The organism is Corynebacterium occultum, from assembly GCF_009734425.1.
Lineage (GTDB): Bacteria > Actinomycetota > Actinomycetes > Mycobacteriales > Mycobacteriaceae > Corynebacterium > Corynebacterium occultum.
Genome location: NZ_CP046455.1, coordinates 638,737 through 653,304, shown reverse-complemented (window position 1 = coordinate 653,304; position 14,568 = coordinate 638,737). Strand labels below are relative to the sequence as shown.

15 protein-coding genes are annotated in these 14,568 nt (G+C 63.3%); 10 read left to right on the top strand and 5 right to left on the bottom strand.

Annotated features, from left to right (window positions below; translation table 11 throughout):
- Positions 1-44: 44 nt before the first annotated feature.
- From COCCU_RS03085 to COCCU_RS03075, 3 genes are read right to left on the bottom strand one after another with little or no spacing between them, the layout of a single operon-like run.
- Positions 45-1,238 (bottom strand): 5-(carboxyamino)imidazole ribonucleotide synthase, encoded by a 1,194-nt coding sequence (locus COCCU_RS03085; RefSeq protein WP_156230167.1) that lies wholly within the window; start codon positions 1,236-1,238, stop codon positions 45-47.
- A gap of 4 nt (positions 1,239-1,242) precedes the next feature.
- Entirely contained in the window at positions 1,243-1,716 is a 474-nt protein-coding gene (locus COCCU_RS03080) for a PH domain-containing protein (protein ID WP_156230166.1), read from the bottom strand.
- An 11-nt stretch (positions 1,717-1,727) separates the two neighbouring features.
- The gene (locus COCCU_RS03075; RefSeq protein WP_156230165.1) at positions 1,728-2,498 is read right to left on the bottom strand and encodes a biotin--[acetyl-CoA-carboxylase] ligase; all 771 of its coding nucleotides are present in this window, start codon (positions 2,496-2,498) and stop codon (positions 1,728-1,730) included.
- A gap of 124 nt (positions 2,499-2,622) precedes the next feature.
- Between COCCU_RS03075 and COCCU_RS03070 the strand changes: the two genes are divergently transcribed.
- The 8 genes from COCCU_RS03070 to COCCU_RS03035 all read left to right on the top strand — a co-directional run bounded on the left by COCCU_RS03070 (position 2,623) and on the right by COCCU_RS03035 (position 9,515).
- Positions 2,623-4,257 carry an acyl-CoA carboxylase subunit beta gene (locus COCCU_RS03070; protein ID WP_156230164.1) on the top strand — a complete coding sequence of 545 codons (1,635 nt, stop codon included), beginning with the start codon at positions 2,623-2,625 and terminating at the stop codon, positions 4,255-4,257.
- Positions 4,258-4,376: 119 nt separating this feature from the next.
- Positions 4,377-5,981: an acyl-CoA carboxylase subunit beta gene (locus tag COCCU_RS03065; RefSeq protein ID WP_156230163.1), complete on the top strand. Its 1,605-nt coding sequence runs from the start codon at positions 4,377-4,379 to the stop codon at positions 5,979-5,981.
- A gap of 29 nt (positions 5,982-6,010) precedes the next feature.
- A complete protein-coding gene (locus COCCU_RS03060; RefSeq protein ID WP_156230162.1) occupies positions 6,011-6,235 on the top strand; it encodes an acyl-CoA carboxylase subunit epsilon in 225 nt (74 codons plus the stop codon).
- Positions 6,236-6,238: 3 nt separating this feature from the next.
- Entirely contained in the window at positions 6,239-6,832 is a 594-nt protein-coding gene (locus tag COCCU_RS03055) for a Maf family protein (RefSeq protein WP_156230161.1), read from the top strand.
- 210 nt (positions 6,833-7,042) lie between these two features.
- Positions 7,043-7,342, top strand: coding sequence for an META domain-containing protein (locus COCCU_RS03050; protein ID WP_156230160.1), 300 nt, complete (start codon positions 7,043-7,045; stop codon positions 7,340-7,342).
- Between the two features lie 99 nt (positions 7,343-7,441).
- On the top strand, positions 7,442-7,846 hold the full coding sequence (locus COCCU_RS03045; protein ID WP_197088421.1) for an META domain-containing protein: 405 nt from the start codon (positions 7,442-7,444) through the stop codon (positions 7,844-7,846).
- 135 nt (positions 7,847-7,981) lie between these two features.
- Positions 7,982-9,016 carry an IS630 family transposase gene (locus COCCU_RS03040; protein ID WP_156230158.1) on the top strand — a complete coding sequence of 345 codons (1,035 nt, stop codon included), beginning with the start codon at positions 7,982-7,984 and terminating at the stop codon, positions 9,014-9,016.
- A gap of 46 nt (positions 9,017-9,062) precedes the next feature.
- Positions 9,063-9,515 (top strand): META domain-containing protein, encoded by a 453-nt coding sequence (locus tag COCCU_RS03035; protein WP_156230157.1) that lies wholly within the window; start codon positions 9,063-9,065, stop codon positions 9,513-9,515.
- Here COCCU_RS03035 and COCCU_RS03030 read toward each other — a convergent pair.
- Positions 9,509-11,641, bottom strand: coding sequence for an acyltransferase family protein (locus COCCU_RS03030; protein WP_156230156.1), 2,133 nt, complete (start codon positions 11,639-11,641; stop codon positions 9,509-9,511). The two genes, COCCU_RS03035 and COCCU_RS03030, sit on opposite strands and share 7 nt — an antisense overlap.
- Positions 11,642-11,754: 113 nt before the next feature.
- On the opposite strand from COCCU_RS03030, the gene COCCU_RS03025 reads away from it, so the two are divergent.
- Complete coding sequence (locus COCCU_RS03025; protein WP_156230155.1) at positions 11,755-12,168, top strand: DUF3151 domain-containing protein; 414 nt, start codon at positions 11,755-11,757, stop codon at positions 12,166-12,168.
- On the opposite strand, the gene COCCU_RS03020 is transcribed toward COCCU_RS03025, so the two are convergent.
- A complete protein-coding gene (locus COCCU_RS03020) occupies positions 12,165-13,235 on the bottom strand; it encodes a Cj0069 family protein (RefSeq protein ID WP_156230154.1) in 1,071 nt (356 codons plus the stop codon). The two genes, COCCU_RS03025 and COCCU_RS03020, sit on opposite strands and share 4 nt — an antisense overlap.
- Positions 13,236-13,506: 271 nt before the next feature.
- On the opposite strand from COCCU_RS03020, the gene COCCU_RS03015 reads away from it, so the two are divergent.
- Positions 13,507-14,373 carry a sulfurtransferase gene (locus COCCU_RS03015; protein ID WP_156230153.1) on the top strand — a complete coding sequence of 289 codons (867 nt, stop codon included), beginning with the start codon at positions 13,507-13,509 and terminating at the stop codon, positions 14,371-14,373.
- Positions 14,374-14,568 lie beyond the last annotated feature (195 nt).

Below are 14,568 nucleotides of genomic sequence, written 5' to 3'. Positions count from 1 at the left end.
GCTCCTCCCAGAGCGCCTGCACCAGCCCCGAAAAATCCCTCAGATCAGGGCCACTGTGCGTTCACCAGGTAGTAGGCAGCCTCGCGGGCCTCCCGGCGGACCTGCTCCACATCGGAGCCGAGCATGTTGACATGCCCGATCTTGCGGCCCGGGCGGTGCTCCTTGCCGTAGAGGTGGATCTTGGCGTTGGGGTAGCGGCGCCACACCTCAGCCATGCGCTGGGCCATCGGCTCAGCCGGATCGACCTGGGCACCGAGGGTGTTGGCCATGACGGTATACTCCGCCTTGGTTTCAGTGGCACCCAGCGGGTAGTCCAGCACGGCACGCAGGTGCTGCTCGAACTGGTCGGTCACGCAACCATCCTGGGTCCAATGACCGGTGTTGTGGGGCCGCATGGCCAGTTCGTTGACGGAGATCTCACCGGACTCGTCCTCGAAGAGTTCCACGGCCAGCACACCGGTGACACCGAGCTTGGTGGCGATCATCTCAGCCATCTCCCGGGTCTGCTTCTCCAGGGCCGGATCCAGGCCGGGTGCCGGTGCGGTGGCCTCGGCGCAGACACCGTTCTCCTGCACCGACTCCACGACCGGCCAGGCGGCGGTCTGTCCGGAGGGGTTACGCGCCACCATGGCGGAAAGTTCACGGGCCAGGGCGACCTTGCGCTCCGCCATCAGCGGAGTGCCCTTCGCCAGCAGCTCAGTAACCAGTTCGGTGAGCTCCTCCCGGGTGTCGGGCATCCACACACCCTTGCCGTCATAACCACCCCGGCGGGCCTTGAGACAGACCTCACCGGACACCTCATCCCAAAAAGCCTCGGCATCAGCGAGGGTGTCGACGGCCGCGAAGGTGGGCACCGGGGCGCCGAGCTCAGCCAACTTCTGACGCATCACCAGCTTGTCCTGGGCGTGGACCAGGGCAGCCGGCTGGGGCTGGACGTTGATGCCCTCATCGATGAGAGCCTGAAGGTGCTCATTGGGCACATGCTCATGGTCGAAGGTGACGGCATCGGCACCTTCGACGGCAATGCGGAGGTCCGCGAGGTTGGTGTAGTCACCCAGCACCACATCAGCGGCAACCTGGGCGGCTGAGGCATCCTCAGCACCGGCCAGCAGCCGGACGGACTGTCCGAGCTCGATGGCTGCGGTCTGCATCATGCGGGCCAGCTGACCATCACCGATGACGGCGACGACGGGCATTCCAGGGGCGTGGGCGGCGAGGTTACCTTTGGCTTCAGTCACGGCCTCAACTATAACGGGCGGGTCCTATGGACTGGTTAATCACCGCTGCCGCCTTCTTCGCCTTGGGCACATCCTTGAAGTGGAGGGGCCGGTCGAAACCCCCCAGCGCGAGGGCAATGCGGTTACGCCTCCGGTCCACGTGGTGGATCTGACGCAGGGGGATGGAATCGGTTCTGGCTTTGAAGGTGCCGGCCCGGACCAGCACCCTGCGGTCGGTGACCATGAAGCGGCGTCGTCGGGAGCGTGCCAGGGGCAGGATAAAGCGCCAGGTGACCAGGAGCAGCCAGATCACCACCACGGCGTTGCGCAGGTCAGTGGGGATGGTGGTGGCCAGGTCGGGGCGGTCGAGGTAGCCGATGCCCATCCAGCACAGCCCGGTGATCAGGATCAACTCCAGGAAGGGGAAGGTCAGGCTGGTCAGGGGTGAGGTGAGATCGACGCGTACCTTTTCCCCTGCTTCCAACTGAATTCCCGACATGGCCCTAGATGCTACCTGGGGCCCTGCTGCAGACGAAGATGTGTGACATCCCCGGCGGAGAGTGCGTGGAGCTGGCCGTCTTCTGCGCCGCGGACCTGGAGGCGGCCGTCGTCAAGCACGTTGTCCACCTCGCCGAAGAGCTGTCCCCCACCGGGCAGCTCCACGCGCACCTGGCGGCCGATGCTGGCGCTGACCGCACGGTAATCATCCATCAGCTGCAGATCACCCGCCGCCCACTGGCGCAGGCGGCGGTGGATCGCCTCGAGGATCTTGACGGTCAGGGCGGTGCGGTCCGTGGGCAGTCCCTCCAGCAGCAGGGAGGTGGCGTGTGGGACGGGCAGATCCGCCTTGTCGAGGGTGACGTTCAGCCCGAAGCCGATGACGATGGCGGGACTGGGCTCGAAGCGGGCCTCGGCGAGGATGCCGCAGAGCTTCTTCCCCTCGATCTGGAGGTCATTGGGCCACTTGAGGGTGGCCTGGGGAATGACATCACACAGTGCCACGCCGACGGCCAGCGGTATGGTGCCCACCTGGTCCAGACTCTTGGGGCGGATCAGGATGGAACAGATGATCTGGGTGCCCGCCGGCGCGGTCCAGGCCCGCCCGAGCCGCCCCTTTCCGGCACTCTGATGGTTGGCCAACCGAACCGACCAGGTAGGTGCCTCCAGGTCCTCAATGAGGTCGGAGTTGGTCGATCCCGTGCTTTCCACAAAAGAAAGTTGGGCATACGGTCCATTGGTCACGAGGCTGCTATGCAAGGTCTTTATATCCACAAAACCCATGGTAGATGAAGTTTCCCCGCCCTATCGCCAGACACCTGCATTATGTTTCAAAACCAAAAAGTGATCGTAATCACCCGGGTTTCGTTATGGAAACTATCGGACTTTGGGTCTATGCTTCCAAAACATGACCCTTTCCTCACCTTTGACCGAAGTTGCGAACCTGCCGGAGGACAACAACTCCACCGCCGCCAAGATCGCCGATCTAAAGGCTCGCCGCGCCGAAGCCCAGCTCCCGATGGGCGAGAAGGCCGTCGAGAAGGTCCACGCCGCAAACCGCCTCACTGCCCGCGAACGACTCGACTACCTCCTCGACGAAGGCTCATTCGTTGAAACTGATCAGCTCGCCCGCCACCGCACCACCGATTTCGACATGGGCAAGAAGCGCCCCGTCACCGACGGCATCGTCACCGGTTGGGGAACCATCGACGGCCGTGAGGTCTGCATCTTCTCCCAGGACGGCACCGTCTTCGGTGGCGCCCTGGGTGAGGTCTACGGCGAAAAGATGATCAAGATCATGGAGCTTGCCGTCACCACCGGCCGCCCCCTGATCGGCCTCTACGAGGGTGCCGGCGCCCGCATCCAGGATGGTGCGGTCTCCCTCGACATGATCGCCCGCACCTTCTACCACAACATCAACGCCTCCGGCGTGGTGCCACAGATTTCCGTGATCATGGGTGCTTCCGCAGGTGGCAACGCCTACTCCCCCGCCCTGACCGACTTCGTGGTCATGGTGGACAAGACCTCCAAGATGTTCGTCACCGGCCCCGACGTGATCAAGACCGTCACCGGTGAGGAGATCACCCAGGAGGAGCTGGGTGGCGCTTCCACCCACATGGCCACCGCCGGCAACTCCCACTTCACCGCCGCCAATGACGAGGAGGCCCTGGACTGGGTCCAGGACCTGGTTTCCTTCCTCCCCTCCAACAACCGCCAGTTCGCCCCGGTGGAGGAGTTCACCGCGGATGAGGGTTCCGTCGAATCCAACATCACCGCTGATGACCTCAAGCTCGACGAGATCATCCCGGACTCCCCGACGGTGCCCTACGATGTCCGCGAGGTCATCGAGTGCCTGACCGACGATGGCGAGTACCTGGAGATCCAGGCTGAGCGCGCCGAGAACGTCGTCATCGCCTTCGGCCGCATCGAGGGCCAGTCCGTGGGATTCGTCGCCAACCAGCCGACCCAGTTCGCCGGCTGCCTCGACATCGACTCCGCTGAGAAGGCCGCCCGCTTCATCCGCACCTGCGATGCCTTCAACATCCCGATCGTCATGCTGGTCGACGTCCCGGGCTTCCTGCCCGGCGCGGGCCAGGAGTACGGCGGCATCCTGCGTCGTGGCGCGAAGCTGCTCTACGCCTATGGTGAGGCCACCGTCCCGAAGATCACCGTCACCATGCGCAAGGCTTATGGCGGCGCCTACTGCGTGATGGGTTCCAAGGGCCTGGGTGCCGATGTCAACCTGGCGTGGCCGACCGCCCAGATCGCCGTGATGGGCGCTTCCGGCGCTGTCGGTTTCATCTACCGCAAGGAGATCAAGGCTGCCGCTGACAAGGGTATCGACGTGGCTGAGCTGACCAAGTCCTTTGAGCGCGAGTACGAGGATCACATGCTCAACCCGTACATGGCGGCGGAGCGCGGTCTGATCGACGCCGTGATCCTGCCTTCTGAGACCCGCGGCCAGATTGCCCGTAATCTGCGTCTCTACCGTGACAAGAACGTCTCCCGCCCGGCCCGTAAGCACGGCAACATTCCGCTCTAGGTCGCCGGCACTTCCCAGCCTCGAAGGCTCATCGCCGTCCCCGCGATGGGCCTTCGTTCTTTATGCCTTATTCCTGCCCTTTCCCACTATCCGAGGATCACGCTTTAGACTTGAGCATCATGACTGCCGCTGAATCAGATCTCACCACCACCTCGGGCAAGCTTGCGGACCTGCGTAAGCGTCTGTCCGAAACCTTGGCCCCGGTAGGCGAGGCCGCCGTTGCGGCCACCCACGCCGCTGGCCGTGCCACCGCCCGGGAACGAATCACCCACCTCCTTGACGAGGGTTCCTTCGTCGAGGTCGATGCCCTCGCCCGACACCGTGCCACCGCTTTCGGTATGGAGGCCAACCGCCCGGTGACGGATGGCGTGGTCACCGGTTATGGCACCGTCGCGGGCCGGAAGGTGTGTGTCTTTTCCCAGGATGCCAGCATCTTCGAGGGTGCGATGGGTGAGGTCTACGGCGAGAAGCTGATCAAGATCCTGCAGCTGGCCACCAAGACGGGTGTCCCGCTGATCGGCGTCCATGAGGGTGCGGGGGCCCGGGTGAAGGAGGGTGTGGTGTCCCTGGCGATGTATGCCAAGGTGCTGGCACTGTCCACCCAGGCTTCCGGCATCATCCCTCAGATCGCCGTGGTCACCGGTGCCACCTCGGGGGCGCATGCCCTGATCCCGGCGCTGTCCGACATCCTGGTCACCGTTGAGGGTGACAGTGAGCTCTACCTGACGGCCCCGGGGATCGCCTCCACGGTGGCGGGGAGGGAGATCAGTGGTCAGGAGCTCGGTGGTGCGGGGGTGCAGCGTGACAACGGCACCTCCCATCACAGCGCCGAGTCTGATCTGGCGGCCCTGGACTGGGTGCGTTCCCTGTTGGCTCAGCTGCCGGCGAACCACCGTTCCGAGGCACCCCGGCTTGCCGTTGAGGCCCTGAGTGGTTCGGTCCGGGAGAACCTCACTGATTCGGACCGGGAGTTGGATTCCCTGATCCCGGATTCGGATGCGCAGACCTATGACGTCCATGAGGTGCTGACCCGGGTGGTGGATGATGGTGAGCTGCTGGAGCTGCAGGCCGCTCATGCCCCTAACATCATCACCGCCCTGGCCCGGGTGGAGGGACGTACCGTGGGTGTGGTGGCGAACCAGCCCACCGTGCTGGCGGGGTGCCTCGACATCAAGGCCGCCACCAAGGCTGCCCGTTTCATCCGCACCTGTGATGCCTTCAACATCCCGATTGTGGAGTTCGTGGATGCCCCGGGCTTCCTGCCGGGTACCGAGCAAGAGCATGGTGGGATTCTCGCGGCCGTCGCGAAGCTCTCCTATGCCACCGCCGAGGCCAGTGTCGGCAAGATCACCGTGATCACCCGTAAGGCCCTGGGCGGGGCTTATGTGGTCATGGGTGCCAAGGATCTGGGCACCGACCTGGTGTTCGCCTGGCCGACCGCCGAGATCGCCGTCACCGACGCCCCCAGCGCCGTGGAATCGATCTACGCGGACAAGCTCAGCCGCGCCGCCGAGAAGGGTGAGGATGTCGCGGCACTGGCCGCCGACTATGCCGCGGAGTACGAGGAGTCCCACATCAACCCCTACCTCGCCGCCGAGCGTGGTCTGGTGGATGCGGTGATCCCACCCTCGGAGACCCGCGGCAACATCATTGAGGGCCTGCGACTGCTGGACCGTAAGGTGTTGCAGCCGCTGGCCAAGAAGCACGGAAATATCCCGCTCTAAACCTTTTGAGAGAACCTGGAGTAACACACATGTCCGAGCAGAAGCCCCTCTTCAGCATCATCAAGGGCAACCCCGATCCCACCCAGATCGCCGCCCTGACCACCGTTCTGGCTGGCTTCGCGCAGCAGGCCGCCGAGCAGGCCAAGCTGGACGCCACCCCGAAGGTGCGCAGCCGCTGGGGCGAGCTGGACCGTCGTCTCCACGACAGCAACCTCTACAACCCCAACGCCTTCATCAACCTCACCTACCGTTAAACCGTGCGTATCGTCCTAGCCTCCCAGTCCCCCTCCCGGCTCAGCATCCTGCGTTCCGCGGGGGTGGAACCCCTCATCCATCCCGCCCATGTGGATGAGGATGCCCTGCTTGCCGACGCCCCGGCCGACCCGGCAGCCACCGTCGCTCTGCTGGCCACCGCCAAGGCGGAGGCCGTCGCCGCTGAATACCCTGGGGATGTGGTCATCGGTGCGGACTCCATGCTGCTGCTCAACGGCCGGCTGCAGGGCAAACCGCACACCGTGGACGCCACCATCGCCCGTTGGGGGGAGCAGGCCGGGCAGAGTGCCGAGCTGCTCACCGGGCACTGTGTGATCGGACCGGAGGGGCGCCGCGAGGTGGCCACCTCCACCACCGTGGTGCACTTCGCGGCGGCCTCCCCCGCCGATATCCGGGCCTACGCTGAATCCGGGGAGCCCCTGGAATGCGCCGGGGCCTTCACCCTGGAGGCGTTGGGTGGCTGGTTCATCGACCGCATCGAGGGGGATCCCTCCTCAGTGATCGGGCTTTCCCTGCCCCTGCTACGCGGGGCGCTCTATGATTTCGGCTATTCGGTGAGCCAGTTCTGGAACCGTTGAGTTCCTGAGCTGGTTTTTCGGGGCCCCATGCATGAGGTCACCCGAATTCCGCCCCCTGATGCGGTTACCTGGCCTGATTGCTAATTTCAGGGCATGTCCTCCCTCTTGAGCTCCCTCATCTTGTCCAACGCCCTCATTTCATCCCCGGTTCCAGGATCATCCGCTCCGGAGCCGCTCCCCGAACCAGAGGTGGCCGCGTGGAGCTGGGTATTGGATACCTCTGACTCCACCAGTTATCGTGTTCCGGGCCTGACGCTGACCGATGACGGCCATGCGGGTGGCCATGATGGGTGCAATAGCTTCAGATACATTTCCTTCCCCGGCTACGAAGGCCCGATGTGGACACCGGAAGGCAATCAGGTCGTCTTCCATGGCATGCGGTTAGCCACGATGATGGGTTGTCAAGGACACGATGACACACTTGCGAAGGCCGACACCTTCATCCTCGACGGGGATAACCTGCTCCTTTTCAGAGGTGAAGAGTTCTTGGGCACCATGGTTCCGGCCTGACCCCATTCGCCATGGGGTTGAGTTCATCCCATGCCCGCCATTCTTTTCCCGGTCACAGCTCCGGGCCACAGCTTTTTCAAGAAGACAGGACCTTTGAGCATGCCGCTGAGCAGCACCGCCATCATCAGCCTCGCCCTTTCCAGCGCCTTGAGTTCCGGCTCCTCCCTCGCCCCTGAGACGCCCTTCTATCCGGACCCCACCTGGGTTGCCCCGGTGCCCCTCTCCTCCACGTTCCTCCGCGACCAACCACGGCTCTCCCTGGCCGAGAACGGGGATCTCTACGGCACGGACGGTTGCAATGGTCTCAGCGGCCGGTGGCAGGAGAACGCCGAGGGATTCATCGACTTGAGTGACCGTACCCAGACCGCCATGTCCTGCATGCTGGGCACTGATCAGCGGGTGGAAAGAGCTGCAAGCGCCCTGATCGAGGGAGATAAGCTCCTGACCTTCGATGTCGAGGGCAACCTGCTGGGCACTTTGGTCGCGGTCCCCCAGGCTCGCTGAGGCTCCCCCCCCCCCCCGCTAAAGGGGGCTGGCCGGGGTGTGCGGGGCGTTGTTATAGCTCTCTCAAAACAAAAGCTTCCTGATAAGCGTGTTTGAGCGCTGATCCGCTTCACCAGGGTTGTTGACTTTCTAACCATGGCCGCAACCTTGACCACCGCCCTCACGGGTGAGGAAATCACCATCCTCAAAACCTATAAACGCTCCCGATTCAGCCTCGTCCAACACAAAGCCGAAGCACTCCTGCTTCTTGATGACGGCGTGACCCCGGACATCATCGCCCGGTTCGTCGAGCGGCAACCCTCCACCATTACCACCTGGATTCTGGAGTTCAACCGACTACGGATCGCCAGCCTTTTCACCGGCCACGCAGCCAATACCAACGCCTCAAAACTCACCCCGGCACAACGCGCAGAGATAGCCACGGCCCTATCCCAGCCGCCGTCCACTAGGGGCATCCCAGCCCAGTTCTGGACCGTGCCACAGGTAAAAGACTGGATAGCCAGCCAGTTTGATGTCGTCTACGACTCTGATACCACCTACCACCTGCTGCTTCGGCATGCGGGCCTGAGCTTTAAATACCCACAGGTCTTTGATAAACGCCGCGGCAGTGACGCAGACATTGATGCCCGGATGGCCCAGATCCGTGACGAGATCGCAGATGCACTTAAAGATCCAGGCCAGGTGGTTTTTGCTGCTGATGAAGTCCGTGTTGAGCATGAAGCAGAAGTACGTAAAGCCTGGATACACAAGGGTCATCCCACAACGTTAAGTGTGGATCGCATCCGTCAGGCACAGTCCTACATCGGGTTCCTGTCACAGACCACCGGCGAGATGGATTTACTGCGGTTGACGTGGCAGAACACCGAGACCATCACCCGGGCACTGACCACCTTGGTGGACAGGCATCCGGGCAAGAAGATCACCGTGGTGTGGGATAACGCGAGGTGGCACAGGTCAAAGAAGCTCCGCGAGCACCTGGATGAAGGCAATGTATTGGCCAACGTGCACCTGGTGTGGTTGCCACCCTATGCACCGGATCATAATCCGATTGAGAAGGTGTGGAACGAGGCGAAAGCAGCGATCAGCAACCGCCAGCGATTGCACTTTGAGGACACCGTGGTTGGGTTTGAGACGTTTATTGCGTCATCAACTTTTTCCTACCGGATCTGACCTGGTGGGTGAAGCTTTTGATTTGAGAGAGCTATAGCTTCAGCTCATGGTCTTTTCTGACACCATCGCCCACGTCTTCGCCATGCTCGCGGTGATCGCCATTTCTCTCACCCCCACAACCCCACCCACCATCCCGGAGCAGGGCCCTCTCTACGTGGCTGAACCCCCGGCTACAGCGCCCCCAGCGCACCCCTGGGAGGCCTTCCCGGAACTGTTGGCCGGTTATCCCCCACCACCTGCCGAAGACCACCTCCCCTGGATCCACCTGCACCCTGACCAGCGGAACTTCACCGCCTTCGACGGCTGCAACAGCGGCAGCGGAACCTGGACCCGGGATGGTGAAGAGCTCCGCTTCCAGATGGGGGCTTTCACCCTGATGTCCTGCGAAGGGGTGGACACCTGGCTGCAGCATGCCCACAGCGGTGTTCTCGACGGCGAAACCCTGCATCTCTTCGATCAGGCAGGGCAGCCCCTGGGGGTTCTCATCCGCCGTTACTGAGCTGGCACAGGGGCCGGGAAGAACTCCTTGATCTCCTCCCAGAGGAAGGGCGCCAGGGTCAGGGCGTAGGCGTTCGACATGTGGTTGGCATCCCGGTAGACGTGGATATTTCCGATCACGGCCGGGCAATTCTGATCGGGGCAGAACCAGTCCGAGGTGTCCACGGCCTTCATTTCGGGTTGGGGGTCAAGGTAGGGGGCGGCGGGATCCTCCGCGAGGTAGACATCCCCGCGCGGCACCCCGCAGCCGAGGACATCACCGGTCTCGTAGACACAGAGCGGGATATTTCGCTCAGTGCCATCCTCGAAGATGGACCAGGGGTTGTCCCGCAGACCGATGAAGGGGATCTGCTCATCCGCCAGGAACTCCCAGAAGGTGGTGTAGCTGGTGGGTACCTCCTCCAGGACGCTGGCCTGTTCCACGAAGGGACGGGTGGAGGTGGAGACCACCACATCGGGGCGATCCTCAGCGATACGCGCCAGGACGTTCTGGTTGAACTCCTCACACTCCGGGAGGAAGAGCCCGTCCAGGTCCGCGGCGAAGTTGGGGCAGGATTGGCGCACCAGCGGCACAACCTCAAAATCATGCTCCTGGCCCAGCTGATTCAGGGGGGTTATCCACTGCTCTGCATGGGAGCCACCGGTCAGATAAACGACGGTGTCTGAGCCGATATTGCCGAAGCGGCAGGCCTCCGGATCGCGTTCCTGCTCCCGGTCGGCGGGCAGGATATCGGGGGAATCCTCGAAGGTGGACATGCAGCCCTGCAGCCAGGAGGGTGGCAGCAGCTGGCCCAGCACCGTGGGGTCCGGTTTGAATTTCGCCTCCGGCACCGGGGCACCGGCCAGGGCTGCGGCCCCCGGGTAAATACGGGGGTCGAGGAACTCCCCGTCGACGGCATTGACACGCAGCTGCAGTGCCGGTTGGAGGCTGAGCAGCGCCGCCATGGCGACCGCCACCACCACACCGCCCAGGGCACGCGCCCTCGCCGGCCCGGTGGCATGCAGCTGCTGCCAGGCGACCTGTGCCCGCTTCTCCTCCCGCGGGGGGCGTTTGGCGTGCTGGGCCAGGGGCTTATCGACGAAGCGGTGGGTCAGGTCCGCCAGCAGCAGCGAGGCCAATACAACCAGGACACCCAGGACCGGGCCCGGGGTCTCCACCTCGAGGGCGACGCTGGCCAGGATCAGCAACGGCCAGTGCCACAGGTAGAGCGGGTAGGCGATATCACCCAGCCAACGCATCACCTTCGACCCCAGTAGCCCGGCAACCTTGCCGCCACCGAGGATCACCAGCACCGCACCGATGATCGGGTAGAGCGTGGCCGGGCCGGGGAACTGGGTGGCTCCGTCAAAGAAGAAACCGGTGGTCAGTACCATGAACAGGCCGACGATGGTGAAGATCTCCTTCACCCAGCCAGCCAGGCTCAACCGGGTGCCATAGAGCACCAGCAACCCACCCAGCGTCAGTTCCCAGAAGCGGGTCCAGGTGGAGTAGTAGTTCAGCGGCTGGTTGATGAAATGCATCACGATGGCGTAGCCGAAGGAGAATACCGTCAGCGCCAGCAGCAGCGGACCGGCCAGCTCAGCAGCCTCGGAAACCCCCACCCGGCGGCGACGTTGTCCGCGCAACACGAAGGAGATGATGGTGGCCACCAGGATGGCGAAGAGATAGAACTGCCCCTGCACCGACATCGACCAGAGGTGCTGCAGCGGGCTGACCGTGTTGGAGGCGACGTTATAGTCCGCCCCTTGGTCCGCGAGCTCCCAGTTCTGGAAATAGAGCAGGCTGGCGGTCAGCTGCCGGGCGACGTTGAGGTTGCGTAGTTCCGGGGCGAAGATGACGATGCCCACCGCGGTGGTGGCGAGCACCAGCACCAGCCCCGGCAGCAGTCTGCGCAGGGTGCGCCAGATCGGCCACCACATGTTCAGGGAAGCATCCGGGCGGGCCGCATAACGTAGCTGCGAGCCGAGGAAGAAATAGCCGGAGAGCAGCAGGAAGACATCCACCCCACCGGAGACCCTGCCGACGAAGACGTGGAAGAGCACCACGAAAGCGATCGCGATGCCCCGGAGGCCGTCGAGGTCGTATCGGTAGGGAGCCGTCCGTAGTGAATCCCGGGTGGTACCCATGAAAATGCTTGCCTCCGAAACGAATGGGTCTGATGACCCGTTACACGCTACCAAGAGAAGCCGGGCGGGCCTTCATCTGCGGTCTCGGGGAATCTGGACCTAGAGTGGAGACCATGCAGATGAAAGACATGATGGCCCCGCCACCCGTGAAACTCCCCGAGGATCCGGCCGTGGCCAAGAACCCCGCTGACAATGACACCGCTCTCGCTCACCCGGATAGCCCACTGGTGTGGGCCCTGCGGGCCGAGGAGGCGCTCAAGAATGCCGAGAACACCGATGAGAAGTTGATCGCCTACGCCCTGGCACGCACCGGCTACCACCGGGGCCTGGACCGCTTGCGCGGCAATGGCTGGAAAGGCTGGGGTTCGGTCCCCTATGAGCATGAACCGAATCAGGGTGTGCTGCGTGCCATCGCGGCTCTCGCCCTGGCGGCCAGGGCCATCGGCGAGGATGCCGAATATGACCGCTGCCGGGCCCTGCTCTCGGACAGCGACCCGGCCTGTGTGACCACCCTGCTTGATTCCTAGGCTACCGGGACACCCGCCCGGGCGTTGACCCGGGCGATGGCCTCCCGGGCCACCAGTTCCTGGATACCCATGTCCAGCTCTGAGGTGAACCCCACGCAGGAGCAGTTGATCTCCCCCAGCACATAGGTGTCCGAGCCGTCCCCGGCGGTGTCCAGCATGAAGTCCGCGGTCCAGATCAGCGGAATATCATCACCGCCGAGCTTCTCGGCGATCACCGGCCGCGCCTCGGCGAACATGTCCACCAGTTCCTGCCAGGCCGACGGCTTGTCATAGGTGTACTTCGCCCCGGAGAAGAGGGTGGCGGAGAAATTATCGCCCCCCTCGGCCGGCTTCTTGTGCACCACGAACACGGGGTGCGGGCCGACCAGCAGGATCCGGATCTCCCCCTCGACGATGCGCGGCATGAAGCGCATGTCCACCAGCATGCCGTTGTCACCGATGATGTACTGCTCGCAGAAGTCCATGAACTCCCCCAGCTGAAGAATTTCAGTGTGGTTGTCCACCGCCTCGGTGCACTTGAGTTCGGTGTCCAGCGGCAGCGGGGTGCCCGGCGCAATCTGGGCAGCCAGTTCCTTGTCCACCAGCTGGACCCGCCAGATTCCGGATCCGGTGGAGCCACGGTTCTGCTTGAGCACCCGTTCCCCGTAGGACAGGGAGGCGGGGAAGGTGTCCCGGAAGCTGGGCACGTCGTAGTAGGCGGCGGTGTCGGCCGGTACCAGGTCGGTGTCGTTGAGCTTGACCAGGGCGTCCTTGGCTCCGTAGGCCATCATCTCCGCCGGGGTGGACATGCCCACCAGGCCGGCTTCCGCCAGGCGGGTCAGCAGATCGAAGTAGCCCTTCTCACCGCCGGGGATGTTGCCGGGGTTGACCCGGGAGATGTAGCCGCTGAAATTCGCGGTGACGTAATCGTGGAGGTCTTCGGTCCACTCCGGGCGGTAGTACAGGACCTCGGTGTTCCAGCCCTGCGCACGCAGAGCTGCAACGATGGGCATGGTGTCGCGACGGTGGCCGTCAATGAACTTGTCGGACCCGCCCTCCACCTCAAAGATAACGATGCTCTGAAGCACGGAAACCCTCATTTCAAACTGTGGTGGCGCAGGCCACAGTGGTCCTGCCCAGAAAGAATAAAGCAACATCCCCTGAAGTCTCTTCACCAGAACCACCGAAGTTAGCAAAGACACATCCGACCCTCCCGGTGACCGCTTCGACGGGGACCAGCCGGCGATGTTTCCAGAGTTACTCAGGACACACAGGGCTGCCTCAGGTGACCATTCCCAGCGCCGAGGCACTAATCTTGGACAAGGACAAAACCCGCAGCACCTGAAAGGCACCGATAACATGGCTGTTCCTCACGATCCCAACCCGCAGTTTGCGGAATACGCACACCCAGAGCGTCTGGTCTCCGCCTCATGGCTGAGCGCCCGCCTCGGGACCCCGGGCCTGCGGGTCGTCGAATCGGATGAGGACACCCTCCTCTACGACATCGGCCACATCCCCACCGCGGTGCGCATCGACTGGGCCAAGGACCTCAATGATCCGGTCACCCGTGATTTCATCGACGGTGAGGCCTTCGCCAAGCTGATGCGCTCCAAGGGCATCAAGCGGGATGACACCGTCGTCGTCTACGGTGACAAATCCAACTGGTGGGCCTCTTTCACCCTCTGGGTGTTCGAGCTCTTCGGGCATGAGGATGTCCGACTGCTCGACGGTGGCCGTGACGCCTGGATGGCGGAGGAGCGCGACACCTCCTTCATGGTCCCCGATCTGCCTGCCAGTGACTACCCCATCGTCACGCGCGAAGATCTTCCGCTGCGGGCCTTCGTCGACGAGGTTCGTGCCGCGATCGACAGTGACACCGCCCTGGTGGACGTGCGCTCCCCCGAGCAGTTCGCCGGTGAGGGTGAGACCCCCGGTGTGCTGCGTGGCGGTCACATCCCCTCGGCCCGGAACCTGCCCTGGGGCAAGTCCGTGCACCCCAACTCCCGTTTCCGTTCCCGCGCGGAGCTGGCGGAGAGCTACGCTGAGCTGAACCCGGCGGATCCGAGCATCGTCTACTGTCAGATGGGGGATCGTTCCGCCCATACCTGGTTCGTGCTGAAGTACCTGCTGGGTTTCCAGAACATCCGTAATTACGACGGTTCCTGGGCGGAGTGGGGCAACATGGTCCGCATGCCCATTGCCCGGGGTGGAAACCAGGGTAATTAGGCAACGGAAAGTTATTCGTGCTACCCCTGAAGTAACGACTTACCCGGCCCCACCGACATCAAAGTGTGGCCGGTTATGCCACAATTATCCTATTGCCCATCAAAACGATGGGCGCTTTATGCGAACAGAACGTGAGTGTTCCCTCACGTCCCAGGGCATTGAAGCCCACATGAACTGATTCCAACCCAGGAGGAC

Excerpts from the sequence above, each read along its gene's own strand:
- COCCU_RS03080 (WP_156230166.1), bottom strand. The coding sequence starts at position 1,716 with ATGTCGGGAATTCAGTTGGAAGCAGGGGAAAAGGTACGCGTCGATCTC.
- COCCU_RS03075 (WP_156230165.1), bottom strand. The coding sequence starts at position 2,498 with ATGGGTTTTGTGGATATAAAGACCTTGCATAGCAGCCTCGTGACCAAT.
- COCCU_RS03070 (WP_156230164.1), top strand. The coding sequence starts at position 2,623 with ATGACCCTTTCCTCACCTTTGACCGAAGTTGCGAACCTGCCGGAGGAC.
- COCCU_RS03065 (WP_156230163.1), top strand. The coding sequence starts at position 4,377 with ATGACTGCCGCTGAATCAGATCTCACCACCACCTCGGGCAAGCTTGCG.
- COCCU_RS03060 (WP_156230162.1), top strand. The coding sequence starts at position 6,011 with ATGTCCGAGCAGAAGCCCCTCTTCAGCATCATCAAGGGCAACCCCGAT.
- COCCU_RS03045 (WP_197088421.1), top strand. The coding sequence starts at position 7,442 with ATGCCGCTGAGCAGCACCGCCATCATCAGCCTCGCCCTTTCCAGCGCC.
- COCCU_RS03040 (WP_156230158.1), top strand. The coding sequence starts at position 7,982 with ATGGCCGCAACCTTGACCACCGCCCTCACGGGTGAGGAAATCACCATC.
- COCCU_RS03035 (WP_156230157.1), top strand. The coding sequence starts at position 9,063 with ATGGTCTTTTCTGACACCATCGCCCACGTCTTCGCCATGCTCGCGGTG.
- COCCU_RS03030 (WP_156230156.1), bottom strand. The coding sequence starts at position 11,641 with ATGGGTACCACCCGGGATTCACTACGGACGGCTCCCTACCGATACGAC.
- COCCU_RS03025 (WP_156230155.1), top strand. The coding sequence starts at position 11,755 with ATGCAGATGAAAGACATGATGGCCCCGCCACCCGTGAAACTCCCCGAG.
- COCCU_RS03015 (WP_156230153.1), top strand. The coding sequence starts at position 13,507 with ATGGCTGTTCCTCACGATCCCAACCCGCAGTTTGCGGAATACGCACAC.